The sequence below is a fragment of the Streptomyces puniciscabiei genome, from assembly GCF_006715785.1.
Lineage (GTDB): Bacteria > Actinomycetota > Actinomycetes > Streptomycetales > Streptomycetaceae > Streptomyces > Streptomyces puniciscabiei.
In genome coordinates, this window is record NZ_VFNX01000005.1 from 163,407 (window position 1) to 188,519 (window position 25,113).

24 protein-coding genes and 1 pseudogene are annotated in these 25,113 nt (G+C 68.1%); 13 read left to right on the plus strand and 12 right to left on the minus strand.

The genetic code is table 11. From position 1 onward, the window contains the following. Positions 1–946 precede the first annotated feature (946 nt). Positions 947–1,819: an alpha/beta fold hydrolase gene (locus FB563_RS40130; RefSeq protein ID WP_055705495.1), complete on the minus strand. Its 873-nt coding sequence runs from the start codon at positions 1,817–1,819 to the stop codon at positions 947–949. A 429-nt stretch (positions 1,820–2,248) separates the two neighbouring features. Here FB563_RS40130 and FB563_RS40135 point away from each other — a divergent pair, with 429 nt between their 5' ends. Further along, positions 2,249–2,851 carry a TetR/AcrR family transcriptional regulator gene (locus FB563_RS40135; RefSeq protein WP_234357684.1) on the plus strand — a complete coding sequence of 201 codons (603 nt, stop codon included), beginning with the start codon at positions 2,249–2,251 and terminating at the stop codon, positions 2,849–2,851. 274 nt (positions 2,852–3,125) lie between these two features. On the opposite strand, the gene FB563_RS40145 is transcribed toward FB563_RS40135, so the two are convergent. Next, a complete protein-coding gene (locus FB563_RS40145) occupies positions 3,126–3,698 on the minus strand; it encodes a TetR/AcrR family transcriptional regulator (protein ID WP_055705492.1) in 573 nt (190 codons plus the stop codon). A gap of 117 nt (positions 3,699–3,815) precedes the next feature. After that, a complete protein-coding gene (locus tag FB563_RS40150) occupies positions 3,816–4,283 on the minus strand; it encodes a winged helix-turn-helix transcriptional regulator (RefSeq protein ID WP_055705491.1) in 468 nt (155 codons plus the stop codon). A 92-nt stretch (positions 4,284–4,375) separates the two neighbouring features. On the opposite strand from FB563_RS40150, the gene FB563_RS40155 reads away from it, so the two are divergent. Continuing rightward, positions 4,376–4,876, plus strand: a complete 501-nt coding sequence (locus tag FB563_RS40155; protein ID WP_055705490.1) for a PaaI family thioesterase — start codon at positions 4,376–4,378, stop codon at positions 4,874–4,876. Positions 4,877–5,077: 201 nt separating this feature from the next. On the opposite strand, the gene FB563_RS40160 is transcribed toward FB563_RS40155, so the two are convergent. From FB563_RS40160 to FB563_RS40175, 4 genes and pseudogenes are all read right to left on the minus strand, one after another. Beyond that, positions 5,078–6,145, minus strand: a complete 1,068-nt coding sequence (locus tag FB563_RS40160; RefSeq protein ID WP_055705489.1) for an alkene reductase — start codon at positions 6,143–6,145, stop codon at positions 5,078–5,080. Positions 6,146–6,386: 241 nt separating this feature from the next. Further along, positions 6,387–6,804: pseudogene (locus FB563_RS40165) on the minus strand (ATP-binding protein); the annotation flags it as partial. A 56-nt stretch (positions 6,805–6,860) separates the two neighbouring features. Then, positions 6,861–8,750, minus strand: a complete 1,890-nt coding sequence (locus FB563_RS40170; RefSeq protein WP_055705487.1) for a propionyl-CoA synthetase — start codon at positions 8,748–8,750, stop codon at positions 6,861–6,863. A 185-nt stretch (positions 8,751–8,935) separates the two neighbouring features. Further along, entirely contained in the window at positions 8,936–9,847 is a 912-nt protein-coding gene (locus FB563_RS40175; protein WP_055705486.1) for an alpha/beta hydrolase, read from the minus strand. 422 nt (positions 9,848–10,269) lie between these two features. Between FB563_RS40175 and FB563_RS45720 the strand changes: the two genes are divergently transcribed. From FB563_RS45720 to FB563_RS40190, 3 genes are all read left to right on the plus strand, one after another. After that, complete coding sequence (locus tag FB563_RS45720; protein WP_199832776.1) at positions 10,270–10,461, plus strand: iron-containing alcohol dehydrogenase; 192 nt, start codon at positions 10,270–10,272, stop codon at positions 10,459–10,461. Next, positions 10,458–10,682, plus strand: coding sequence for an iron-containing alcohol dehydrogenase (locus FB563_RS45050; protein ID WP_055705485.1), 225 nt, complete (start codon positions 10,458–10,460; stop codon positions 10,680–10,682). Before FB563_RS45720 ends, FB563_RS45050 begins: the two co-directional genes overlap by 4 nt. Positions 10,683–10,846: 164 nt before the next feature. Next, entirely contained in the window at positions 10,847–11,857 is a 1,011-nt protein-coding gene (locus tag FB563_RS40190; protein WP_055705484.1) for an enoyl-CoA hydratase/isomerase family protein, read from the plus strand. A 216-nt stretch (positions 11,858–12,073) separates the two neighbouring features. Here FB563_RS40190 and FB563_RS40195 read toward each other — a convergent pair whose 3' ends face one another. Beyond that, positions 12,074–12,697 (minus strand): TetR/AcrR family transcriptional regulator, encoded by a 624-nt coding sequence (locus FB563_RS40195; protein ID WP_055705483.1) that lies wholly within the window; start codon positions 12,695–12,697, stop codon positions 12,074–12,076. 157 nt (positions 12,698–12,854) lie between these two features. Between FB563_RS40195 and FB563_RS40200 the strand changes: the two genes are divergently transcribed. The 4 genes from FB563_RS40200 (at position 12,855) to FB563_RS40215 (ending at position 16,573) form a co-directional block, all read left to right on the plus strand. After that, on the plus strand, positions 12,855–13,850 hold the full coding sequence (locus tag FB563_RS40200) for an NADP-dependent oxidoreductase (protein WP_055705482.1): 996 nt from the start codon (positions 12,855–12,857) through the stop codon (positions 13,848–13,850). A 66-nt stretch (positions 13,851–13,916) separates the two neighbouring features. After that, the gene (locus FB563_RS40205; protein WP_055705481.1) at positions 13,917–14,783 is read left to right on the plus strand and encodes an alpha/beta fold hydrolase; all 867 of its coding nucleotides are present in this window, start codon (positions 13,917–13,919) and stop codon (positions 14,781–14,783) included. A gap of 30 nt (positions 14,784–14,813) precedes the next feature. Then, a complete protein-coding gene (locus FB563_RS40210) occupies positions 14,814–15,620 on the plus strand; it encodes a hypothetical protein (protein ID WP_055705480.1) in 807 nt (268 codons plus the stop codon). 119 nt (positions 15,621–15,739) lie between these two features. Continuing rightward, positions 15,740–16,573, plus strand: a complete 834-nt coding sequence (locus FB563_RS40215; RefSeq protein ID WP_055705479.1) for an enoyl-CoA hydratase/isomerase family protein — start codon at positions 15,740–15,742, stop codon at positions 16,571–16,573. Between the two features lie 252 nt (positions 16,574–16,825). Here the strand turns inward: FB563_RS40215 and FB563_RS40220 are convergent, their stop codons facing one another. Next, entirely contained in the window at positions 16,826–17,539 is a 714-nt protein-coding gene (locus FB563_RS40220; protein ID WP_055705478.1) for an SDR family oxidoreductase, read from the minus strand. Between the two features lie 167 nt (positions 17,540–17,706). Here FB563_RS40220 and FB563_RS40225 point away from each other — a divergent pair, with 167 nt between their 5' ends. After that, positions 17,707–18,294: a TetR/AcrR family transcriptional regulator gene (locus FB563_RS40225; protein ID WP_055705477.1), complete on the plus strand. Its 588-nt coding sequence runs from the start codon at positions 17,707–17,709 to the stop codon at positions 18,292–18,294. 346 nt (positions 18,295–18,640) lie between these two features. Here FB563_RS40225 and FB563_RS40230 read toward each other — a convergent pair whose 3' ends face one another. Next, positions 18,641–19,312, minus strand: a complete 672-nt coding sequence (locus FB563_RS40230) for a TetR/AcrR family transcriptional regulator (protein WP_234357682.1) — start codon at positions 19,310–19,312, stop codon at positions 18,641–18,643. 68 nt (positions 19,313–19,380) lie between these two features. Between FB563_RS40230 and FB563_RS40235 the strand changes: the two genes are divergently transcribed. After that, positions 19,381–20,220, plus strand: a complete 840-nt coding sequence (locus tag FB563_RS40235) for an alpha/beta fold hydrolase (RefSeq protein ID WP_055705476.1) — start codon at positions 19,381–19,383, stop codon at positions 20,218–20,220. A gap of 1,660 nt (positions 20,221–21,880) precedes the next feature. On the opposite strand, the gene FB563_RS40240 is transcribed toward FB563_RS40235, so the two are convergent. Continuing rightward, positions 21,881–22,894, minus strand: a complete 1,014-nt coding sequence (locus FB563_RS40240) for an NADP-dependent oxidoreductase (protein WP_055705474.1) — start codon at positions 22,892–22,894, stop codon at positions 21,881–21,883. A 139-nt stretch (positions 22,895–23,033) separates the two neighbouring features. On the opposite strand from FB563_RS40240, the gene FB563_RS40245 reads away from it, so the two are divergent. Beyond that, positions 23,034–23,507 (plus strand): winged helix-turn-helix transcriptional regulator, encoded by a 474-nt coding sequence (locus tag FB563_RS40245; protein WP_031143657.1) that lies wholly within the window; start codon positions 23,034–23,036, stop codon positions 23,505–23,507. A gap of 34 nt (positions 23,508–23,541) precedes the next feature. Here the strand turns inward: FB563_RS40245 and FB563_RS40250 are convergent, their stop codons facing one another. Next, complete coding sequence (locus FB563_RS40250; RefSeq protein ID WP_055705473.1) at positions 23,542–24,147, minus strand: CGNR zinc finger domain-containing protein; 606 nt, start codon at positions 24,145–24,147, stop codon at positions 23,542–23,544. Positions 24,148–24,212: 65 nt separating this feature from the next. Between FB563_RS40250 and FB563_RS40255 the strand changes: the two genes are divergently transcribed. Beyond that, positions 24,213–25,085: an alpha/beta fold hydrolase gene (locus FB563_RS40255; RefSeq protein ID WP_055705472.1), complete on the plus strand. Its 873-nt coding sequence runs from the start codon at positions 24,213–24,215 to the stop codon at positions 25,083–25,085. Positions 25,086–25,113 lie beyond the last annotated feature (28 nt).

Genomic DNA, 25,113 nt, shown 5'->3' on the forward strand with positions numbered 1-25,113 from the left:
TCGGCAGCCTCTAGAACGTGCTACTAGTACGTTCTAGATGCCCGTACTATCGAATGCCCTGTCGGCGGTGTCAAGAGGTTTGTCAGGACGTATCGACAATATGGACTGCCTGGCCGCCGACGTGATCTCGAGGATGTCGGGTGTGCGCTCCTCTTCATGCCGCTCGATCCGGCGTCCGGAAAGGACCGCGCTGACGGACGAAGCATCCGTGGTGAACCTGATCGGCCATCTCATCGAGCGCCGACTGAAGCTGTCCCCCACTTTGACCCGGGATGTCGTGGTCCAGCGAGAGCTACGGGTGCCGATGCCCAACGGGGTCGACCTGCCGGCCGATCTCTCGGCATCACGATGCCTCCGATGACAACGGTGGCGGAGCTTCCACGGACGGCGTCGCCAAGGTGGTTCAGGAGTGTGGTGCCCTCAACGGAGTACGAGGAGGCGCCGTCGAGGGTGACGATGCCGTACTCATAGGTCTGGTCGGCGACTTCCGAGACATCCGAAATCACCCGGTAGCCAGCGGAGTGATTCACGGTCGCGCTGTCCTAGGAGGAGAGGGTCTGGGGCAGCGACAGCTTCTCCACGTGTGCCGGCCGTACCTGGAACATCACTTCGGCGCGGCTAACTGCAGGTGGTATCCGGTTATGACGCCCATTGCTCCAGCTCCGACAAGCAGTAGGTGGGGGACAGCGACGCGTCGTAGGGCACAGGTGTTCCTCTTTGTGGGTGAGAGGAAGAAACCCGGAGGCCAGCTCCGCGTGCGCGACTGTTTGCTTGGACGCCCTTTCGTCGCGCGGGCCGACCGATGACGTACAGGGCCGCACTCAGGCACGGCCGAGCAGGGGAGCCGCCTTCCACGGCCAGGGCCGGCGAACGGTGACGGCCGAGCTGACGTTTCCGAGGGCGTTGTGCGAGCGTGAAGGTGCGGGCGGCGCGGCTTGGCTCGGGCTCAGGATCCAAGGAACTCGAGTGCCCTTGCCACGAATTCATCGTGGTACTGGAAGATCCCCCCGTGTCCGGCATCCGGGTAGAGGGGCACGAGTTCACTCCTGGGCAGGCGGGCGGCCAGGTCGAGTGTGTTGTGGCTGGGCACCATGCGGTCGTTCTCGCCGTTTGCCACGAGCACCGGTTGACGAATCTCCGACAGGTCCGACGGTGCCTGGCGGCCCCATTGTCTGATGGCCTTCAGCTGGGCTCGGAACGCCGGCAATGAGATGTCCTTGTCGCGGTGGTGCGTGCGCTCCTTCAGCCGTTCCAGCAAGGCCCGTCCCGCCCGCCGACCGCCCTCGGTCTCGGTGAAGAAGAGGGAGAGCTTGGGATCCTGGCGGGTCAGGGCGCCCTTGAGCGTGGCCTGGAGGGTGAGCGCCGGGACCTTGTCGATGCCGGGGCCACCGGCGGGGCCTGTGCCCGCCAGGATGACCTTGCGGATGAGGTGAGGTTCTTGTTCCGCGATGACCTGTGCGATGAAGCCGCCCATCGACAGGCCGAGCAGATCGACCTGGTCGAACCCGAGGGCTCGGATGAACAGCACCGCGTCGCGGGCCATCGCCTCGATCGTGTCCGGCGTGGAGCCGCTCGATCCGCCCACCCCGCGGTTGTCGAAGGCGATGACCCGGCGTCGTGCGGCGAGTCCGTCGACGACGCGCGGGTCCCAGTTGTCCAGGACCCCGGCCAGGTGAATCAGGAGGATCAGTGGTACGCCGTCCTCAGGGCCGAGTTCCCGGTAGGCGAAGTCCTCGCCGCGGACGGACACGGAGCGGGTCGGCGCGTTCTGGTACGACGACGAGGGCGAGGAGGACGGTGAATTCCGCGGTGTGTTCATGTCCAGGTCTTTCTGTAGCGAGTTTCAAGGACGGAGTTCTCTTCGCCGGCGCCCGATGCACTGCACCGACACTGTCGACCAGGTCACACAGTGGTGGGTACCGACCCATGTCATCCGGCTCGTTCTGATCACACCCGGCATCCGCCTCGCCGAGCGCTGAGGCGGCGCCAACCGAGGGACATTGGATTACACTCATAATACTGTGCATGAAGACGATGGATGGCAAGCGGGCCCCCGCAGTCGACCGCACTCCATGGTGCGCAAATGAACGCCCCCGAGTGAGGGGATACCGCTCCACCTGGCACGGCACCTCGCCGCCGAACGGGTGGCCGTCGGAGCCTCGAATCCATTGAAGTACGATCGAAATGTAAAATGATAAGAGTGCCCGCCAAGAGCAAGCAGCCTCTCCGACGAGCAAAGGAGCGCGCGGTGCGCTACGGGAAAGAGCACAAGCAGGCGACCCGGCAGCGGATCATCGAGGCGGCCGGTCGCCGGTTCAAGCGGGACGGCATCGACGGCTCGGGCATCTCAACCCTCATGACGGACGCGGGGCTGACCAACGGCGCCTTCTACACCCATTTCACGTCGAAAGACGACCTCGTGGCCACCGCGGTCTCCGACCAATTGCAGGCGCAGAACGCGAGGATCGTCGCGCAGGCGGCACCCGGGCGCGCAGGACTTGAGCAGATCGTGCGCCGGTACCTGTCCGCCCAGCATCGCGACAGCTCCGACGACGGCTGCCCCTCCGCCGCCCTGCTCGACGAAATCCGGCGCTGCACAGACCCGACCAAGCAGGCTTACACCGACGGCGTACTGATGGTCATCGACGGCATCGCCGCCCGCCTGGCACCCGACGATCCCCTCTCGGCCCGCACCAAGGCGCTCGGCGCCTACGCGATGATGGCCGGGACGCTCCAGCTCTCCCGAGCCCTCACCGACCGGCAGCTTGCCGACGAACTGCTCGAACAGGGCATCCACAACGCCCTCGCCCTGCTGGGCGTGGAGCACGGGCACTCCAGCCCCGGGATGTGACACACCCGCACCCCTTGGATGGTTCCGACCCGGAACTCGGTCGACCTGGCGCGCGAGTGCCGAACGGCGAGTTGGTCCCTCTACCCCGACGCCGGCCATGGCGGCATCTTCCAGTTCCACGGGCAGTTCGTGGAGACGGTTCTCGAGTTCCTCGAGCGGCAAAAGGCGTGCGGTGCGGTCGTAGTCCGGGCCGAGGGTGGTGCCTCAGGGGCGTGGCGCCCTTTGGGCGAGCGGCTCGAGGCGCCCGTTCACTGACGCGACCTCGCCTTCCGCCTCACCCCATGAACGCGAGAGCGTTCTCGATCCCCAGCTCAAGGACCTCATCGGCGCGCTTCCGGTCGGACAGGGCGCGGGACAGCTGCATCGTCCCCACCAGCATGGTGAACAGCCCGATGGCCTTGGCCTGAGCGGACCGCGGGTCCTCGGGTGTCAGGCGGGCGGAGATCTCCTCCAGGATGGCCCGCGCGCCGTCGCTGTAGGCCTGCCTGGTCCCGTCCTCGCAGCGGCCGATCTCGTCGAGAAGGGCGGCGGAGGGGCATCCGAGGCCGGGGTGGTCCCGGTGCTCGGGAGACAGGTACTCGCGGATGAGGTCCTCGAGTCCCGGGCGGCCGGGCCGCAGGGTGCTGTAACTCGCGACCTGCGTGTGCAGTTCCTCGGCCACGACATGGGCGACGAGGTCGTCCTTGGACGCGAAGTGGGCGTAGAAGGCTCCGTTGGTGAGCCCCGCGTCCGCCATCAGCGTGGAGATACCCGAGCCGTCGATGCCGTCCTGCTTGAACCGGTGGCCGGCCTTTTCGATGATGCGTCGCCGCGTCACCTGCTTGTGCTCCTTGGCGTAGCGCACCACGAGCTTTCTCCGTTCGCTCCGTAAGGCCATGCTTCGCACTCAAGGATAATCCATGGCCTGACGCACGTAATATCATGACCGGCGACCCCATGACCGGCGACCCCATGACCGGCGTGCTCACGACCGGATGCGGGCACCGGGTCCGAGTCGGGCGGTGACTTCCGCGGGGCTGAGGGTGGAGTGCTCCGCGGAACACTCGACGACGACGCGGACCGGGGCGTCGCAGTCGGTGTGACGGATGTCCAGTACGGGCCCCTCGGGGCCGAGGGCGTACGCCTCGCCCCACTGGCTCAGCGCCATCAGGACAGGCCACAGATCCCAGCCCTTGCGGGTCAGGCGGTACTCGTTGCGGGAGCGGCTGCCCGGCTCCTGGTATGGGACGGTCTTCAGGATGCCGGCCGCGATCAGCTTCCGGAGGCGGTTGCTGAGGACGGCTTCCGACAGGCCGATGTGGCGGTGGAAGTCGTCGAAGCGGCGGACTCCGTTGACGGCGTCACGCAAGATCAGCAACGTCCATTTCTCTCCGACCACGTCGAGCGTGCGCTGGACGGGGCAGTTCTCCGTGCTCGCCTCAAGCCACTCCATCCCGCCAGCGTAAGGGTCTGGCTTCGTCATTGACAGTCAGGTGAGCGGGAAACTAGCTTCGTTTTCAAAAGTCAGATGGAAGGTGCCCGGCCGTGGGACGAACGCGTACGTATCAATGGGAAGATCCCGCGATCCTGGCGGAAGCCGCCGGACGCATGGCCGGCATCGACTTCCTGCGTGAGTTGCGGGCGGGGCGACTGCCGGCGCCGCCCATCAATTACTCCATCGACTTCACTCTGAGCGAGGTGGAGCCCGGCAGGGCGGTCTTCTCCCTGACACCGGGTGAGGAGCACTACAACCCGATCGGCAGCGTGCACGGCGGCATCTTCGCCACCCTGCTCGACTCGGCGGCCGGCTGCGCGGTCCAGTCGACCCTTCCGCAGGGCGTTGCGTACACCTCGCTCGACCTCACGGTGAAGTTTCTGCGACGGATCACCGTGGACACGGGCAGGGTACGCGCCATCGGCACGGTGGTCAGCAAGGGCCGTCAAACCGCCCTGGCCCAGGCGCAGTTGGTCGACGGCTCGGACCGTCTGCTCGCCCACGCCACCAGCAGCTGCATGCTCTTCCCGGTGTCACCCTCGCAGGGGTGAGCCTCGGCGGCGACCGGTATCGGTCCGGGCCGTGACGTCGCACTGCCTCGATCGCGGCGCAGACCGCCGGTGTGTGAGGTGAAACCGCTGCGGCGCAGGTCGGTCGCGGCCCGTAACTCCTCGAGTCGTCGGCCTCCGTGCGCCGCAGCTGTGTCGAGGCGGCGAAGGTGGTGGTTCCCTCGGTCGCCGGGCTGCTCTTCGTCAGGCGGCGTGGGTGGGGTAGTCGGTGTAGCCGGCCGCGCCGCCGCCGTAGAAGGTGGCGGGGTCGGGGGTGTTCAGGGGGGCGCCGGCGCGTACGCGCTCGACGAGGTCGGGATTGGCGAGGGCCATGGTGCCGACGGTGACGACGTCGGCCAGACCGTCTTCGACGTCCTTGGCGCGGGCGGCGATGTCGGCACCGGCCCGGTTGAGGATCAGCGTGGTCGGCCACAACTTGCGGAGGGTGGAGAGGAGTTCATCGTCGCCGCCGTGACCGATGTGCAGGTAGGCGAGGTTGAGGGGGGCGAGGGCGCGCAGGAGGTGCGGGTAGAGCTCGTGCGGGTCGCTCTCCGCGAGGTCGTTGAGCTTGAAGGGGTTGCCGGGAGAGATCCGGATGCCGGTGCGGCCGGCGCCGATCTCGTCGGCCACAGCCGTGGCGACCTCCACCGCGAAACGGATGCGGTTGTCGAGGGAGCCCCCGTACTGATCCGTGCGCTGGTTGGCGCTGGGGAAGAGGAACTGGTTGACCAGGTAGCCGTTGGCCCCGTGGATCTCGACGCCGTCGGCGCCGGCCGCGATGGCGGCCGCGGCGGCGCGCCGGAAGTCGTCGACCGTCGCGGCGACCTCCTCGGTGGACAGTTCGCGCGGCTCCGGCATCTCCTGGAGCCCGGACGGGGTGAACGTCTGGCCGGCCGGCTTGATAGCGGAGGGTGCCACCGGCTGCCGGTGGTGGGGGGTGTTGTCCGGGTGGGAGATGCGCCCGGCGTGCATCAGCTGGATGACGATGCGTCCGTCGGCCTTGTGTACGGCGTCGGTGACCTTGCGCCAGCCGGCGATGTGTTCCTCGGTGTAGATGCCCGGGGTCATCGGGTAGCCCTGGCCGTCGGCGGAGGGCTGGGTGCCCTCGGTGATGATGAGGGCGTGTGAGGCGCGCTGGGCGTAGTACTCGGCATTCAGCTCGGTCGGCACCCCTTCGGGGGTGGCCCGGCTGCGGGTCAGGGGTGCCATGGCCAGCCGGTGCGGCAGGGCGATCTTTCCGACGACGGTCGGGTTCCACAGGGCGTTGAGCATGGGTGATTCCTCAGGTGATGGGTGGTGGTTTCGAAAGGGCGGGGGCGGACACCGCGTGGACGTGGGCACCGGGCTCTTCTGCTTCCGGGGCCGAAGACGCACCCGCCCTGCGCACGCCGGCCGAGTCGGAGTCGGCGCCAGCCTATCAAATTACGATCGTAATGCTATGTGGTCGGGTGGGCTGTGGCAAGTGGGCCCCGGCAGGGGCACGAAGTCGCCCGGCGCATTTGGCACAAGAACCTCACGCCAGAGCGGATAGGAGTTCCGCAACGCAAGCTGGAATCGCCTGCTCCGCCCAGATGACCTTGCCCTCGCGGTTGTGCCGTGTGCCCCGGTGTTCGGTGGGGTGGGCGACGAGGAGCAGGCCGCGGCCGCCCTCGTCGAAGACCCGGGCACGGCGCAGGTGCGGAGCGGTGCTGCTGGTGTCGGAGACTTCGCACGTCAGGGCGGACTGAAGGATCATCCGCAAATGATGGGGTGCTTGCCGTAGCGGATGGCGGTCGTCACCGGTTCGCTGACTACGAGTTCGGTGGTGAAGGTCAGTTCTTCCAGCCCTCAGGCGGTCAGATGATCGGATGCTGGGACGCGGGCCGTGAAGACGACTGCCGGGGCGCCGGGGAGACCCAGGTCGCGACATGATCGGCGTCCAAGGCTCCGGTGGGGCAGTTCGCCGGGCGCGACCGCCCCACCGTAAGCCAGGGGAGGCGACAATCGATCACGGGGTGTGACCGGGGCGGCGGAGAGCGGGGCGCAGGACCTCGATGACACCCGGGTCGTCCACCGTGGACGGGATGGGTTCGTCGCGGCCGTCGGCGATGCCGCGCATGGTCCTGCGCAGAATTTTCCCCGAGCGAGTCTTGGGCAGGGCGGCCACGACCGTGACGTCCTTGAGGGAGGCGACGGCGCCGATGCGCTCGCGTACGAGCTGGACGAGTTCGGCCTCGACCTCGCCCGGTTCGCGGTCGCTGCCGGCTTTCAGGACGACGAAGCCGCGCGGGATCTGTCCCTTGAGTTCGTCGGCGACGCCGATGACGGCGCATTCGGCGACGTCGGGGTGGGCGGCCAGGGCTTCTTCCATGCTGCCGGTGGACAGCCGGTGTCCGGCGACATTGATGACATCGTCGGTGCGGCCCATGACGAAGACGTAGCCGTCGTCGTCGAGGTGGCCGCTGTCGCCGGTGAGGTAGTAGCCGTCGTAGGCGGAGAGGTAGGAGGCGACGTAGCGGTCGTCGTCCTTCCAGAGCGTGGGGAGCGCGCCGGGCGGCAGGGGAAGCCTCACGACGATCGCGCCGTCGACGCCCGCGGGCACCGGCTTGCCCGAAGCGTCGAGGACGCGGACGTCCCAGCCCGGCAGCGGGCGGGTCGGGGAGCCGGGCTTGAGGGGAGCGGCTTCGATACCCACAGGGTTGGCGACGATGGGCCAGCCGGTCTCGGTCTGCCACCAGTGGTCGATCACCGGGACGCCCAGCAGGTCGCTCGCCCAGTGATAGGTCTCGGGGTCGAGGCGTTCACCGGCCAGGAAGAGATAGCGCAGGTGGGAGAGGTCGTAGCCGGCGGTGAGCGCCCCCTTCGGGTCCTCCTTCCTGATCGCCCGGAAGGCGGTGGGCGCCGTGAACATGGTCTTGACCCGGTACTCGGCGGCCACCCGCCAGAACTGGCCCGCGTCCGGGGTGCCGACCGGCTTGCCCTCGTACAGCACCGTGGTCGCGCCGACCAGCAAGGGCGCGTAGACGATGTACGAGTGCCCGACGACCCAGCCGACATCGGAGCCGGTGAACATGGTCTCGCCCGGGCCCACGTCGTACACGGCCCCCATCGACCAGTGGAGGGCGACCGCGTAGCCGCCGCAGTCACGCACGACTCCCTTGGGCTTTCCGGTGGTTCCGGAGGTGTAGAGGATGTAGAGGGGGTCGGTTGCGGGGACGGGAACACAGTCGGCCGGTGGCGCGGTAGCCACCAGGTCGGCCCAGTCGAGATCGTGAGGCCCCAACCCGGCCGCCTCCTGTGGGCGTTGCAGGATCACGCTCTTCTCCGGCTTGTGGCCCGCGAGCTCGATCGCCTCGTCGAGCAGGGGCTTGTACGCGATGACCCGCTTGCCCTCGATGCCGCAGGAGGCGGAGACGACCACTTTGGGGGCGGCGTCGTCGATGCGAAGGGCGAGTTCACGAGGGGCGAACCCGCCGAAGACGACCGAGTGGACCGCGCCGATGCGTGCGCAGGCCAGCATCGCGACAACGGCCTCGGGGACCATTGGCATGTAGATGACCACGCGGTCGCCGTGTCCCACGCCGAGCTGTGCGAGGGCTCCGGCGAAGGCCGCCACCTCGTCCCTCAGCTGTTCGTAGGTGTAGGTGCGCCGGGTGCCCGTCACGGGGGAGTCGTGGACGAGCGCGGGTTGCTCGCCCCGGCCGGCTTCGATGTGCCGGTCGAGCGCGTTGAAGCAGACGTTGAGCCGTCCGTCGGGAAACCAGCGGTAGAAGGGTGCGCCCGAGGAGTCCAGAGCGCGTCGCGGAGCGACATCCCAGTCGATGCCCTCCGCCGCCTTCAGCCAGAAGCTCTCCGGGTCCTCGGTACTGGCGCGGAAGACATCTTCGTATGTTCCCATCGCGCACTCCTTTGTGGCATCAAGGGACGGTGATGTGGCTGGGTGGGGAACTGTGTCGGACACAGGCACCGCATGCCGGCCGACATGGTCTGGCAGGATGCCGACGACCGGCGGGAACCGGTCACCGGCATCGCGGTGGTGCGGCGGTCCGGCCGAAGGGCCGCTCCGCCCAGTGTGCCTTCAGCTCACGCGCCGAGGTGCTTGCGCAGCCATTGGCCCATCTGCTGGATCGCCTGGTCCACCTCGGGTACGCGCCCGGCGCCCAAAATGAACGAGTGCTGCCCTTCGGGCATCGGGTGGACCTCTGAGGTGACCTTGAAGTCCGCGAGGCGTCGGCCGAGTTCGGCGCCGTCGTCGGCGAGGGTCTCGTACTCGCCGTAGTGGACGGTCGTGGGCGGCAGGCCGGTCAGATCGGCGTTTGCGATGCTGATCGCGGGGTCGGTGAAGTCCACGGCGGGATCCTGCAGCCAGGCTCCTCGGAAGAGTTCGAGGGTGCTCCTGCTGAGCATCTTGTCGTTGTCCTCGTTCTCGTCCACCGACGCGTTCTGGATGGTGAGGTCGGTCCACGGCGAGACGCTGACGATCGCGCCCGGCGTCGCCTCGCCCTTCGCGAGCAGGCGCAGCGGGAGCATCACCGCGAGGGTGCCGCCGATCGAGTGGCCCGTGCTGCCGATGTTCCGCGGCTCGTAGCCCTGCGAGAGCAGCCACCGGTACGCCGTCTCGGCGTCGTCGAGCTGCGCCGGGTAGGGGTGTTCGGGCGCCAGGCGGAAGTCCACGACGAGGGAGCGGGCTCCGGCTGCCTTGGCGATGTGGCCGGCGGCCTTGCGGTCCGAGTGCATGGAGGCGGTGACGGATCCGCCGAAGTGGAAGTGGAGCAGTGCCTTGTCGGGGTCGGCGCCCTCGGGGATGGCCCAGAGGGCGGGAACGCCGCCCGCGTCCACCTCGGCGTACGTGACGCCTTCCGGCTCGGTCGACGCCTTGTGGTTCGAGTCCACGATGTCGCGGATGACGGCCAGGTCGAGACCGGGTGTCGACGACTTCGCGCTCACGCTCGCGAGGAACTCCGCGAACTCGTGTGCCTCTCGGCTTACGCCCATGGTGGTGCTCCTTCGCAGGTTGCTGCCACGCCCACGTCCCGCGTGCAGCCAGGTTGATGTGCTGGTCCAGACGCTACTGGCTGAGTATAAGAAAGTAAACTCAGAAGAGTAAGGGGCACCTCTGGCTGCGGGCGCGGCGGCGCAGTGCGGGCGGCCGAGGGTGATCAACGCTCCAGAATCGTTGCGGATCAGCGGTCTGAGGTCCGACTGTCTGGGAGGAGTAATCCCCCCGTCGCCTGGACCGGTGCGGCGGAACGCCTGATGGTGATGCGTGAGGACGCCGGACTGCAGCCGTGTCTGTCTGCCGGGACCGTCCCGGATCCGACGACCGATTCGCTTGGCGCCGGCCTGCCTGTGGGGCGTACAGGGCGGCCGGATGCGGGACTACAAGGCTCTGCACGAACCTCAGCATCACGACAGCGATGCGGACGAGAAGACAACTCTGTTCGGGACCGGCGTTCCTGCCGGTCGCCGCCGTTGTTGACGCGCTCACTCATGCCGTCGAGGCGTACGTGAGCCGCAAGGCCAATCCGTTCTCCGACGGCCTTGCGCTGAACGCTCTCGTCCGCGCCGGGGCAGATGGCGTGGGGCGAGTCGACCATGGCACGGCATGAGCCGCCCGATCGGCGCGCACTTCCACGTCGCTCATGGTCTGTCGAACGCGATGCTCTTCCCCGCGGTGACGGCGTTCTCCGTACCGGCCGCCGAGAGCCGGTACGCCGACTGCGCCCGCGCGTTCGGAGTCGCCGCCGACGGCGACGGCGATGCCCTGGCGGCCGGGAGGTTCGTGGAGGCGCTCCGCGACCTGTGCGAGGATCTTGACCTTCAGCCGTAGATCTGCGGGTAGAGGTCCTGGATCTCGTCCACGGTGGGCACAACGGGGTTGTTGGCGGGGGATCCGGACACGAGCGCCTGCTCAGCCATGAGGGGCGACATTCGGCGACGGAGGAACGGTGATGGCACAACAGCCAGGTCCGCGCGGAGTACGAGATGAGACGCATGACTGACATTGCTGAGGGCGAGGTTCTCACCGATGTGCACCGGGGCGTCGGCCGGATCCTTCTGAACCGACCCAAGGCGCTCAACGCCCTGACGACAGGCATGGTCGCGGCCATTGACGGTGCGCTCGCCGCCTGGGAGGACACACCGCTGGCTGCTGTGGTGATCGCCAGCACCAGCGTGAAGGCCTTCTGCGCCGGCGGCGACATCCGCACGATCCGCGAGCACAGCCTCGCTGGGGATGTCGAGGCCAGTGAGCGGTTCTTCGCCTCCGAGTACCGGCTCAACGCCCGGATCGCTGAGTATCCCGTGCCGGTCGTGTCGCTCATCGACGGCATGTGCATGGGCGGTGGTCTCGGTCTGTCGGTCCACGGCACCTTCCGCGTCGTCACCGAGCGTGCGGTGCTGGCGATGCCCGAGACCGGGATCGGTTTCTTCCCCGACATCGGGGCCAGCTACTTTCTGCCGCGGCTGCCCGGCGCGATAGGCATGTACCTGGGACTGACCGGGCACCGTCTCGACGCTGCCGACGCCCTGTACACGGGGCTGGCCACGCACTTCGTCCCCACGGACGGGCTCGGTGCGGTCGGAGACGCCCTGGCGGACAGCCCAGGCGCCCCGGTGGACGTCGTCCTGAACCGCCTTGCCGACCGTTCGCCGGTGGGGGCGAGCAGGCTGGCGGAGGTACGCGGGGAGATGGACTGGGCGTTCGGCGCGCCAACTCTCGGTGAGATCGAGAAACGCCTGCGTCACCTCGACACCGCCTGGGCGTCAGACGCGTTGATCGCCTTGGAGTCCGCCTCGCCGCAGAGCTTGGAGATCACTCACAACCTGCTGGCCCGGGGCAGACAGCAGACGTTGCGCGAGTGCCTTGACGCCGAGCTCACTCTCACGCGCACGACCATCCGCACGCCGGACTTCCTGGAGGGCGTCCGAGCGGCCTTGGTCGACAAGGACCGCAGTCCCATCTGGGAACGTGAGGCGCAGGGCGGACAGACGCCGCCGGCCTGACCGGGAGTGCAGGGTTAGGGACAGGGTTTGCGGCTGTCCGTTGTCCGGACTGCCGAACCGGACTGCCGCACTGCCGGACAGGATGTTCTTGCCGAGTTGCGCGGCGCGGATCGCGGTGACGTGCCCGCGCTTCCGCCGCCGATGGTGACCACGCCGTAGCGCGTGCTCACGAAGTGCCCCCGTTCCGGGGACATGGTCGGCTCGTGGAGCGAGCGGTCATGCGGCGCGGATGTGCTGCGCAAGGGTGGCGTGGACCTGGTCGCGGATGTCGGCGAGCACGGCCTCGTCGCTGCGGTGCGGGCACACGGTGGCGGTGGTGCTGATGTGGATGATTGCGGTGATCACCCGCGCCAGCGTTGCCGCGTCGGCGGCGCCGATGTCCTCGTTGCGCGTGAGCAGGCCGGTGATGCCGTCCTCGACGCGGCCGGCAAGGGTCAGACCCACTTGCCGGTATGGCTCGGCCGGGTCGCCGAAGACAAGTTCGCGCAGATAGGTGCGGCCGTTCTCGATGTGCTCCCGCACGCACTCCACCAGGGGGCGGATGAGAGCGATGACCCGCTCCAGCGCGCCCTGTCCTACGGCGGCGTCGGCGGCGGCGAGGCCGGAATCGACGGCGGCGGCGAACTTCTCGTTCTGCACCATGATCAGCAGCTCGGCCTTCGTGGACGCGTACAGGTAGAGCGTCCCGATGGCGACATCGGCCCGGCGGGCGACCTGCTGCGTCGTGACCCTGTCCACGCCGTGTTCGGCGAACAGCTCGCGGGCGGCGGTCATGATGCGCTCGCGCTTGTCCTGTTTGGCCCTCTCGCGGCGCCCGATCGGCATGTGATCGCTTCCCATGGGGACCCCCTTGACAATAATTATGAGTGGACTCATAGTTGAGTGTACTCGGATTGACCGGATGGGGCGAGGTTGTGAGGCCCCCGGATGTCGCGCCGCGTTTACCGATCCAGTCTCAGAACTGGATAAATAGGACAAGTATCAGGAGTGGCGCCCCATGCGAGCGTTCGTCGTCACCAAGTACAAGGAGCCGCTGCAGGAGGCGGAGGTCCCCGAGCCCACCGTGGGGGAGCACGACGTGCTTGTGCGAGTGGAGGCCGCCGGGCTGAACCCGCTGGATGAGAAGATCCGCGCCGGTGAGTTCAAGCAGATCCTGCCCTACAAGCTGCCGCTGATCCTGGGCAACGACGTCGCGGGCACCGTCGTCCGCGTCGGGAAGGCGGTTCGCGGCTTCAAGCCCGGAGACGAGGTCTACGCCCGGCCCCACCAGGACCGCATCGGCACGTTCGCCGAGCGCATCGCCGTAGCGGAGGGCGACTTGGCGCTCAAGCCCGCTTCGATCAGCATGGAAGAGGCCGGCTCGCTGCCGCTGGCGGCGCTCACGGCATGGCAGGCGCTGGTGGAGCGCGGGAAGCTGCGGCCCGGGCAGAAGGTGCTCATCCACGCCGGCGCCGGCGGGGTCGGTTCGATCGCGATCCAGCTCGCCGCGCACCTCGGCGCGAGTGTCGCCACCACTGCCAGCGGTTCCAACGCGGCCTACGTGCGCGCGCTCGGCGCGGACACGGTGATCGATTACCGCACCCAGGACTTCGAGCAGCTCCTGACCGGCTACGACCTGGTGTTGGACAGCCTCGGTGGAGAGACCCTCGAGAAGTCCCTGCGGGTGCTCAAGCCCGGCGGCAAGGCCATCGGGATCGCCGGTCCCCCGGACCCCGCGTTCGCCCGCCAGGCCGGCCTGAACCCGCTGCTGCGCCTCGCGGTCACAGCCCTGAGTCGCAAGATCCGCAAGCAGGCGAAGAAGCTCGGCGTGACGTACGAGTTCCTGTTCATGCACGCCAGCGGCGACCAGCTCCGCCAGATCACCACCCTCATCGACCAGGGCGCGGTGCGCCCGGTCGTGGGAAAGGTGTTCCCCTTCGACCAGACCCCGCACGCGCTGCAGTCCCTGTCCCAGGGCGGCATCCGCGGCAAGGCCGTCATCGGCAACAGCTGACCCGCCGCAACCGCGACGGGCGACACGAAACACACAGCGACACAGAACACCCAAGGAGAATCGGTCATGAGCAGCACAGACGCCCCGAACGAACCCGTCATCACCTCCTACGCGAAGGCCCCGGCCCGCACCGTCCGCGCAGGCGGCGTCACCTACGCCTACCGCGAGCTGGGACCGAAGGGCGGCATCCCCGTCGTCTTCTTCGTCCACCTCGCCGCGACCCTGGACAACTGGGACCCCCGCATCATCGACCCCATCGCGAAGGGACGTCACGTCATCGCCTTCGACAACCGCGGTGTCGGGGCGTCCACCGGCCAGGTGCCGGACAGTGTCGAGGCGATGGCCGACGACGCCTACACCTTCATCAGGGCCCTCGGGTTCGACAAGATCGACGTCTTCTCGTTCTCCCTCGGCGGCATGGTCGCCCAGGCCCTGGTGGTGAAGCACCCCGAGCTCGTCCGCAAGCTGGTCCTCACCGGCACCGGGCCCAAGGGCGGCAAGGACATGGACAAGGTCGCCAGAGTCACCTACTGGGACATCCTGCGTGCCACGTTGACCCGTTCGGACCCCAAGGAGTTCCTGTTCTTCAACCGCAATGCCACCGGCAAGCCCGCCGCACGCGCGTTCGTCAACCGGCTCAAGGAGCGCACCGTCGACCGCGACGCGGACATCAAGACCAAGGCGTTCCAGACGCAGCTGAAGGCGATCAAGAAGTGGGGGCGCTCCGCCCCCGACGACCTGTCGTCGATCACGCAGCCCACCCTGATCGCCAACGGCGACAACGACCGCATGGTGCCGTCGGTCCTGTCGGAGGACCTGCACCGGCGCATCAAGGGCAGTGAGCTGATCATCTACCCCGACTCCGGGCACGGCGGCATCTTCCAGTACCACGACCGGTTCGCCCCCGTGGCGGTCGAGTTCCTGGCCCGATGACCGCCATCTGGCCAGGAAAAGGGCAACATCATGAGCACGTCGCCGGTCGCCGCGCCCCCGGAAGTGAAGAAGCCTCTCACCTCCTCGATCCTGCTGTGGGTGCGCACCGACCAGCCCCGCCAGACCGGCATGGACCACTGGAAGGGCCCGCACTCAGGGATCATCTCCGCCACCCCGGGGCTGGAGGAGTACCGGCAGATCCACCTCGCCGAGCAGAACACGGGCCTGTGGCCGGCCATCGACGGGGTCCAGACCGCGATCCCCGCCGACCGGAAGATCGACGGCGTCGCGGAAGTCACCTTCCAATCGGCGCTTGCACCCCTGAAAGGGCGCAAGCAGAAGAAGCTGGCCTACGCCGACGAGATCAACGTGTTCCGCCGCACCCTGCTCTACGCCGGCCCGCCGAACTCCTCCCGGTGGTACGACGTCGCGGGCCCCGGAGAGACGGTCGGTGCCCGCGCGCTGATCTACCTGCGCCGCAGGGACGGGGTCGGCGCCGGCGCCTTGCGGAAGTTCGTCAACGAGGAGCTCGCCCCCGCGCTCGCCGGCACCGGAGTGCTGAAGGAACTGCGCACGCAGACGTTCCTGCCCTGGACGAAAAAGCTCTGGGACACCCCGGACGTCGCCCACGACAACCCCCACGACCAGCGCTTCCACGCCTCGGTCAGCCTCGGGTTCACCGACACCGCGGCACGGGACGCCTTCTTCAGCGGCAACGCGATCGAGGACCTGTCCGACCGGCTGGCACCGCAGGTCTCCGCGATCCACGCCTACGACGTCGCCGCCGCCCTCACCTACGTCAAGAACGGCGAGATCCTCCCGCACTACCAGGAGTGAGCAGCGCAGACGGGAAACGGGACCGCCGGATCTGCTCGGCACATCCATCCGCCCCGGCTTCCTTGCCCTCCTCGCACCCCAATCGCCGTCTGATACCCACCACGCATCCGGAGCCAGCCATGAGCGAGCAGCAGAGCACCATCCACTACGAGCGCACCTCACCGCAGATCGCGAAGATCACCTTCGCCAACCCGCCCGTCAACCTCATCGTCGGCGAGACCGTCCTGCGCCTCATCGAGATCGTCACCGAACTGGCCACTGACCCGGACATCCAGGTCGTGCTGTTCGACAGCGCCACCCCCGACTTCTTCTACAACCACTTCGACCTGGCCGCCGCTGCCGACTTCCCCGCCCCCGAGGACCCGGACGCGGTGCCGGCCTGGACGAATCTGGTCCTGGAACTCTCCAAAGCGCCGTACATCACGATCGCGGTCATCCGTGGACGCACCCGCGGCGGCGGGAACGAGCTCGCCCTCGCTCTCGATCTGCGCTACGCCAGTCGTGAGAAGGCGATCTTCGGACAGCCCGAGGTCGGCAGCGGACTGCTGCCCGGCGGTGGTGGCAGCGAACGCCTGCCCCGGGCCATCGGACGCGACCGCGCCCTGGAAGCCATCCTCACCAGCGACGACTACGACGCCGACACCGCCGAACGCTGGGGCTGGATCACCCGCGCCCTCCCCGACAGCGAACTCGACGCCTTCGTCGGCACCGTCGCCGCCCGACTCGCCTCCTTCGACCGCGCCTCACTCGCCTCGGCCAAAGCCCAGATCAACCGGGCAACCCTGCCCCCGGACGGGGACCTGGTCGCCGCGTACGGCGAGTTCGCCCACTCCCTCACGCTTCCCGGTTTCCTCACCCGGGCCGCAGGCACGCAGGCCGTCGTCGAACAGGCCGGCATCGACTTCGAGTACCGTCTCGGGCACTACATCGGCATCGCCAACCAGCAAAGCTGACACCCATCAGAAAGTGAGCACGGATGCAGCGGATGCTGCGTCCGTCCTCATTTGCCGCGGGGCCCACCTGATTTCCGACGTCTTCGGCACGATGGTCGGATCGGGCTGCTGCCGGATCGACCGCCGATGTCCTCCACCGCTCGATGGCCGCGACGGTGCACCGCTTCTGGACACTGGTCGGCCGACCGTTCGCACGCCATGGATCACTGGGTCCCCGACGTGAAGAGATCGCGTCGGGACCGAACAACAAGCTCAGGCTTCCGTGCTGTGCAGGTCCGGGTAAAGCGCCTCGACCGGGCCGCTCAGAGCCGCCTTGACCCCCTTGGTCAAGTCGTCGGCCAGGACCTCGTATTCTCCGGCCTCGACGGCGTCGTAGACGGTCGTCACCAGCTGTGTCGGCAGCATCTTGGGGCCGTCGGCGTGCGCGGCCATATCGGTGTCGACGTAGCCCATGTGCACCCCCGTCACGTGGACGCCCATGGGTGCGAACTCGATGCGCAGCGAGTTGGTGGCCGACCACAGTGCGGCCTTGGAGGCGCTGTAGGCGCCGCCGAAGGCATACCAGCTGGCAACGGAGTGCACGTCGATGAGGACTGACCCCTTGTTGGCGGCGAGGATCGGTGCGAAGGCGCGGGCGAGGAAGACCGGTCCGAAGAAGTTCGTCTCCATGTTCGCCCGGATGTCTGCCTCGGTGACGTCCAGCAGGCTCGCGCTCGGCGGGGTGGCGCCCGCGTTGTTGACGAGCACGGTGACATCCGCCGCGGCGGCCACGGCCGCGTCGATCGACGTGCGGTCGGTCACGTCAAGGGTCAGGGGGACGATGCGGTCGTCGTCCCAGGCGCGGGGGGAGCGGGCGGTGGCGTAGACCTTGACGGCGCCGCGCGCCAGGGCGTCGTGGACGAAGTGGGTGCCGATACCGCCATTGGCGCCGGTGACGAGGACGACTGCTCCATCGAGGGAGGGCATGGGTTCCTTCTTTCCGAGGGGGATGTGAAGTACGTGGCTGCGCACGGATGGGGCAAGGACACATCGCCCCGCGATGGGAGAATGAGCGGAGCCACATTCGAGCCCACATGACATTGAGTACAATCATAACTGATTACAGTCAGAATCTATTCCTGGAGGACACCGCCATGCCTCTCGGACGGCGCGAGCGGAACAAGCAGGAGAAACTCGACCGCATTGTCGCTGCCGCCAGTGATCTGTTCGCCGAGCACGGCGTCGATGAGGTCACGACCCAGCAGATCGCGGACAAGGCCGACATCGGCACCGGGACCCTGTTCCTTTATGCCAAGACCAAGGGCGAACTCCTCCTCCTTGTCCAGAACGCCAAGTACGTCGAAGCACTTGAGCGGGGCCGGGCGGACGCCGAGACCGTCCCAGGCGTGCTGGACGCGGTGCTGGCGATCGTCCGGCCGATCGTCGAGTGCAACCGCGTCCAGATCGACAACGGACGCACCTACCTGCGAGAGATGGTCTTCGGTGACCCCGAGGAGCCCCGGCACGGCGCGGCACTCGCCATCGTCGCGCAGACCGAGGAGGCCGTCGCCGCCGTGCTGCGCCGAGACGAGCGGGTCACCGAGGGCGACGCCGCGACGCTGGCACACATCGTGTCCGCCGTGATGTTCCTCAGCATGGCGGTGAGCGTGAACATCGCCTTGAGCGTGGAGGAGATCGTGCAGGACATCCGGGGGCAGGTCGAGGTCCTGCTGCCTCGCTGAAGTGCGGCCCGGTCTCCGGCCCGGGTGACCATCCGGGCAGTCCTCGGTTGCGGTATGGCCCGAATCCCCGAATGGCAGGTCATCCGGACGTTGCTGCCCATACCGGTACGACTGGACGGCTGGGGCGGCCGGCCGGAGGGCTACCGCCACCGCGTGCTGCTGGGATTCCCGAGATTGCCCACCTGTACGGCGTCGGGTCACACTCCCACCCCGCGCCTGGACCGCGTTGAAAATGGTCGCCCGAAAGGGCGGCGGGGTGGTGCTGCCGGTGTTAGTGCTGAGGTAATTGGGAGCTGGCCTCGTGCTGTTCAAGGTATTGGGCTGGGCTTGCGTCGGTCGGCTGCGGTCAGGTCTCCGGACTGCTTGCCGCCAGCTGGTCGCTGTTGACCTGTGCCAGTGACGCGAGAATCTCCTTGCGGCAGACATCGAGGATCTCGTCCGCCAGCGGAGAGCCGTCCGGGCATGCCCGCGACAACATGATCGCGCCGACCGAATGGGCGAGCATGTCGATCACCATCATGCGGGCCGCGCGCTGGTCCGCATCTCCCGGTGTATCGCCTTGGGGCTGAAGGGCCGTCAGCAGGTTCTCGATCCCGGCTGCGAACTCTGTTCTGATGTCCGCCGGCTGACGTGCGGCGTCGCCGCCGAGGGCCGCGATGGTGCAGCCGTCGCTGCGCCCGTCGCGATGCTCCCGCGAGACGTAGCGCTCGACGAACTCGGCGGGGTCCAGACCTTGTGCCCGTGCCACGGTCTGCGAGAGCCCGCTCGCGGACGCTTCGGCCATCAGGTCGGCCTTGGAGCGGAAGTGCTTGTAGAACCCGCCGTGGGTGAACCCGGCGGCCGCCATCAGCTCTGCCACACCGACACCGTCATAGCCGCGCTCACGGAACAGCCTGGAGGCTGTCGCGACGATGTGGGCACGGTTCTGCTCTGCCTGTGCCTTGGTGACCCGCATGTCCAGCCGTCCCTTCGTCGATCGGCGCTCGACGGTCCAGCATACATAGATGTCGATCGACATCGAAGAGGTTGACTTTTTAGATTACGATCGTCATCGTATTGCTCACCCCCTCCAGAAAGGCTCAGGCCATGAGTGACACGCATGTGACCGCACCGACTCAGTACATCGAGGTTGACGGCGACCGGTTCGCCTACCGGCGCTGGGGCAAGCCCTCGGGCGTCCCGATCTTCCTGGTCCAGCACTTCCGTGGAGGGATGGACAACTGGGACCCGCTGCTCACCGACGGCTTGGCGGAAGGCCGTGAGGTCGTCCTGTTCAACGGCCGCGGCGTCGCCTCGTCATCGGGCACGCCCCGTAATCGGATCGAGGACATGGCCGACGACATCGCCGCGGTCATCCGGGCACTGGGGCTGGAGCAGGTCGACCTGCTCGGCTTCTCGCTCGGCGGTTTCCAGGCGCAGGAAGTCACGCTGCGCCACCCCCAGCTGGTGCGCAAGCTCCTCCTGCTCGGCACCGGCCTCCGAGGCGGGGACCCGACAAGTGACCCCCAGGTGCCTCAGTACGCCCTGAACCCGGTCCCCACCCTGGAGGACTTCCTCTTCCTGTTCTTCGGCCGCTCGGAAGCCGCGAAGCAAGCGGGCAAGGCCTTCTGGGAGCGCCGTCACCAGCGGGTCGACCAGGACCCGCCGAGCTCGCCCGCGGTCGCACAGGCGCAGTTCGAAGCGACTATGGCCTACGCGGAACCGCTGCCGGGCGAGAACCCCTACGCCCACCTGAACGCGATCACCCAGCCGACGCTGGTCCTCAACGGCGAGAACGACGTGATGATCGCTTCGATCAACTCCTGGCACCTCGCCCAGAACATCCCCAACGCTCAGCTGCTGATCTACCCCGATGCCGGGCATGGAGCGCAGTTCCAGTATCCCGAGCGGTTTCTGAAGCACGCCATTCAGTTCCTCGACGAGTAACGCCTGCAAGGCTTCGGTGCAGTCGCTGACGCCTGGTCCGTGCGCGAGAATCCGGCAGGCCGGACCCCGGCCGCCGGAGCGGCTGGCCGAGGTAGGCGCATCCTCCGTGAGCGAGGCGGGGTGCGCCGTCGCCCGGCTGCCCTGCCCGCTCCCACGGTGTCCACCGCCGCGACCCTCCGGCCGGGACGGCTGATACGTGCCGCACGGGCGTCGAAGACGTGGGCGCCGGCCGCGCCGTCGGTGACCACGACGAGGAGCGCCTGAGGTCCAGCCACTGGGCGGCGATCCGCTCGATCGTGGTATCCGGGCAGAGCCACTCGACGCCCTCGCTGCTGGCCTTGACGACGTGGGCGACGCCGCTCCTTCCAGCGTGCCCCGGGCCGGTCCGCTGGGCGAGTCGGCCCGGGGGCGGCGGGGATAGTCGCCGGACCGGTCCCTGAGGCTCCGCTCGCCGAGACGGGGTCGTACAGGGCCTGACCGCCGCCGCCGAACTGCCCGAGCTCGGTCATCAGCGCAACGCCTCTGGATCTCGTCCGCCGTCCAGGAGGTGATTCCTTGATCATCGGTAGTCGGCTGCGCGCCACGCCCGACGTCCTTTCGCACGCCAGGCGCCTGGGGGGTGTCGGATTCAGGAGGGCCCGGGCGGCGCGGGCCTGCTGCGGTTGGCAGTGGAAGAACGGTGCCGCCGCTGTGCAGTGCGCCGATTTCGAGAGCCGGCCGGCGGATGGCCTCCTCGTACAGAGCCAGAGTGCGCGCAGGTCGGTGTTCTCCTTCCGTGGCCGGCTCAGGTTGGCTTCCGTACGTACGTCGGATCCGGAGGGTTCCGTCGGCGTCGCAGGCCGGGCCGGCGCCGGGATGCGGGGCCGGAAGCGCACGTCGACCAGGGCGGCGTAGTGCCGCGGCCGGCACTTGCCGCACCATCGTGCCGCCAGCCCCGTCCCGCCACGGCGACCACACCGAAGCCCGCGCGCTGACGGATGGGATCGGCCCTGACGACGTCCTGCCCACAGGTAGAAGTCGTTGACCGTGGACACCTCCCGGTCCCAACTCGCCTTTCCGAACGAGGGCCACGCTCATCACGACGCCGCCGCCACTCGAACGCCGCTCGGTGGTCCATGGACGCGTCACGCCGGTCCCGCCTGCGTCGCGTGAACCACAGGAAGGCCACGTATGTGCGCAGGTCCCGGGCATGAGCGTGTCGGCGAACGTTCAGCCCGTCGCGCGCAGCAGATCGGGACTCGGCGCGGCGAGGTTGTCCTCGGCGAGGGCGTGCGGGCGCACTGGCAGGTGCGGTCATCGTGCTGACGTCCTTCGGGCTTCGACAACTCGAAGATCAGCCGATGGCCGTTCATCTATGCGGGCACCGACCCGATGCCGGAGCAAACCCCGGATCAGGTCGAACCCGTACACCACTTCCCTGGATGCAATCCAAGGCACTCGGGGCACGGGGCTCCGCAGACTGTTGCGGCCGCCGGCAGCCCTCGGATTCGGGGCCGGAGCAGAGGACGCCGTTGGACAACTCCCGTGTCCGTCATGAGCGTCGGGACACGCGAGCCGTCGATGGTGTTCCTCCCGACGCGGCGAGCGCCTCTCGCCCCTGCCGTCGCGTCGTCGGCCCCGCGTGATCATGCCAGGAGGATGCCGTGTGACCGGCCTGATCTCAGTTGCTGTCGGGCGTCATCGAGACCACGACCTTGCCGGCCGTGGTGCGACCCTGCTCGACGTAAGCCATCGCCTCGAGCGTCTGATCGAACGGGAAGGTGCTGTCGATGACCGGGCGGAGCTTCCCGCTGTCGTAGAGGGCGCCGAGCTCGCGCAACTGGGAGCCATTGGCCTGCATGAAGAAGAACTGGTAGCGAACGCCCAGGGCCTTCGCCTGCTTGCGGATCTTGCGACTGAGCACGTTCATGACCAGCCCCAGGAAGGAGGGAGCGCCGAGCTGCCTGGCGAACCCGGCGTCCGGCGGGCCCACGACGCTCACAGCCAGGCCGCCGGGCTTCAGCACGGTCAGCGACTTCTCCAGGTTCGCCCCGCCCACGGCGTCCAGCACCAGGTCGTAGCCGGACAGCACCTTGGAGAAGTCCTCTTTGGTGTAGTCGACGACGACGTCGGCACCCAGGCTTCGGACCAGCTTCTCGGAATCAGTGCTCGCGGTCGTCGCCACGGTGGCACCGAGGTGTTTGGCGAGCTGGATGACCGTCGATCCGAGTCCGCCGGCACCGGCGTGGACGAGCACCTTCTGACCCGGCTTCACATGGGCCTGGTCCACGAGGACCTGCCAGGCGGCCAGGGCCACCAGCGGCACCGCGGCCGCCTCCTGCGGGGTGAGCGAGACCGGCTTGGGCGCGACGTCGTCCATGTCGATCGCGATGTACTCCGCGAAGCCTCCGATCCGCAGGTCGCGCGGACGGGCGTAGACCTCGTCGCCGACTTCGAAGCCGCGCACGGCGGAACCGACCCGCGTCACGACGCCGGCCACGTCATGACCGAGCACGAACGGAGGCTTGTACTTCAACAGCTGTTTGAACTCCCCGTTGCGGACCATCTTGTCCAGCGGGTTGATGCTCGCGGCGCTCACCCTGACCAGAACATCGCGGTCACCGACGCTGGGCTCGGGTACCTCGGCGGCGCGCACGCCGTCCTTGCCGTACTTTTCGACGACGAATGCCTTCATGTCGGCCGCCTTTCCATGTGATCTTCTCGGTCGTCTGCGTGTGGTCATGACGCTACTTGTTGAGTATGGAAAAGTAAACTCAGGTCGGGTTAGAATCACCCCCATGGATGCGAGGACGGAAGCTCTTCAGGACGCCGGCATGGACACCCGACTCGACCGGGACATGTCGAACTGCTCGATCGCCCGGACCCTTGAGGTCGTGGGGGAGAAGTGGACGATCCTGATCCTGCGCGAGGTCTGGTACGGCTCGTCCCGCTTCAGTGACTTCGAACGGGTCCTGGGCTGTCCCCGCAACCTTCTCGCTGCCCGGCTCCGGATGCTTGTCGAGGAAGGGATCCTGGCCACCGAGACCTACAAGGAGCCGGGTTCGCGGAGTCGGCCGAAGTACGTGATCACACCCAAGGGCGTGGATCTGGTCCCGGCCGTGATGGGGCTCCTGCAGTGGGGCGACCGCTACCGCGCCGACCCGGAGGGCCCGGCCGTACTGACGCGACACCGCGGATGCGGTGCGCACGTCGATGCCCAGATCCGCTGCGAACGCGGCCACGCCGTGCAGGCGGAGGACATCGAGAGTGTCCCCGGCCCCGCATTTCGTCTGAGGCCCGCGGAGTGAGCTGAGCGCGGTGGCGGCAGGAGTCCGGGTGGGCTCAGTCCGCCGGGGTGCGCTCACTCCGTCTGGCTCGGGCCTGGTGGAGGCGGACTTTGGTGCGGTTGCCGCAGCGGGACATCGAGCACCAGCGGCGGTTGTGGGCGGGCGAGCGGTCCAGGAAGCGTAGGGCGCACGTGTCCGCGCCGCACACGCGTACGCGCCGGATCTCGGTCGACAGGAGCAGGTCTACGGCGTCCTGCGCGATCAGTGCCAGCGCGGTCGCGGAATCAGGTGCCATGGTCGTGGTGCCGGCGGGCTCCAAGTGGCCGCCCTTGATGGTGATTTGCGGCGCCGGCCGGGGCACCTGTGCTGCCGATTCGTTGAGCAGCACGACGTCGCTGGAGGAGGGCAGTCGGCCGTCGGAGACCGCGAGTACGGCCCGGTCGACCGCCTCGCGCAGCCGTCGGCCCGATGCCAGGACGGCGGCATCCACGGGATCCGGGATGCCCGGTGTGAGCAGTCCGGCCCGCTGAAGCCAGAGGGTGAGATCACCCGGGTTCCGGAGCGTCTCCCCCGGCGTGGGCCGCCACCGGTGGCGGAGGGTGTTGGTGAAGTCCAGACAGACCCGCCCGCCGTCCCAGATCCACCTGTCGTCCGTTGTCACGCCTTCATTCTGCACGTTAGGTTTAACCCCCTAAGAGGGTTAGTTCATGCCGGGGAGGCGCATCCATGGGACAGCCCACTGTGACCACAGGCGTGACGCAGGTGGACGGGGTCCGCCTGCACTACCTCCGAGCGGGATCCGGTCCTCTGCTCGTCCTGCTCCACGGCTGGCCGCAGACCTCCGACTGCTGGCAGCCGGTGCTGGCGGATCTTGCCGCAGACCACACCGTTGTGGCACCCGACCTGCGTGGCTACGGCCTGAGCGACAAGCCCTCGACCGGATACGACAAGCGGCGGATGGCCGCCGACATGGCGAGCCTCGTCGAAGCACTCGGTTTCGAGACGACCGCCGTCGTGGGTCACGACCGGGGCGCTCGCGTGGGGCACCGCTGGGCGCTGGACCGCCCCGATCAGGTGGAGCGGCTGGCTGTGCTCGACATCGTGCCGACCCGGGAGATGTTCCGCCGGCTGGACGCCTCGCTCGCCTCCGGGTACTGGCACTGGCTGTTCCAGATGCAGCCGGACCTTCCCGAGCGGCTCGTGGGGCACGACGTACGCGGGTATCTCGAGTACTTCTTCGAGCGGTGGACCTATAACCGGCACGGGCTGACACCCGAAGCGGTCGACAGATATGTCCGAGCCTTCTCCCGCCCTGGTGCCATGCGCGCGAGTTTCGACGACTACCGCGCCATGGAGCAGGACGTCGCCCTCGACGACATCGACGCCGCCGAGGGCCGCCGCCTCACCATGCCGGTACTGGCGCTCTGGGGTTCCACAGGGCTGCCCTCCCGCCTGCCGACGCTGGAGATCTGGCGCGCCTACGCGGACGACGTCACCGGAGCAGAAATCCCGGAGTGCGGCCACTTCATCCCGGAAGAGCAACCAGATGCACTGCTGGGCCATTTGCGGTCGTTCCTGGCCCACGAGGCGAGTCGGTGACCCAGCCACCACGACGAGAGCGGCGCCC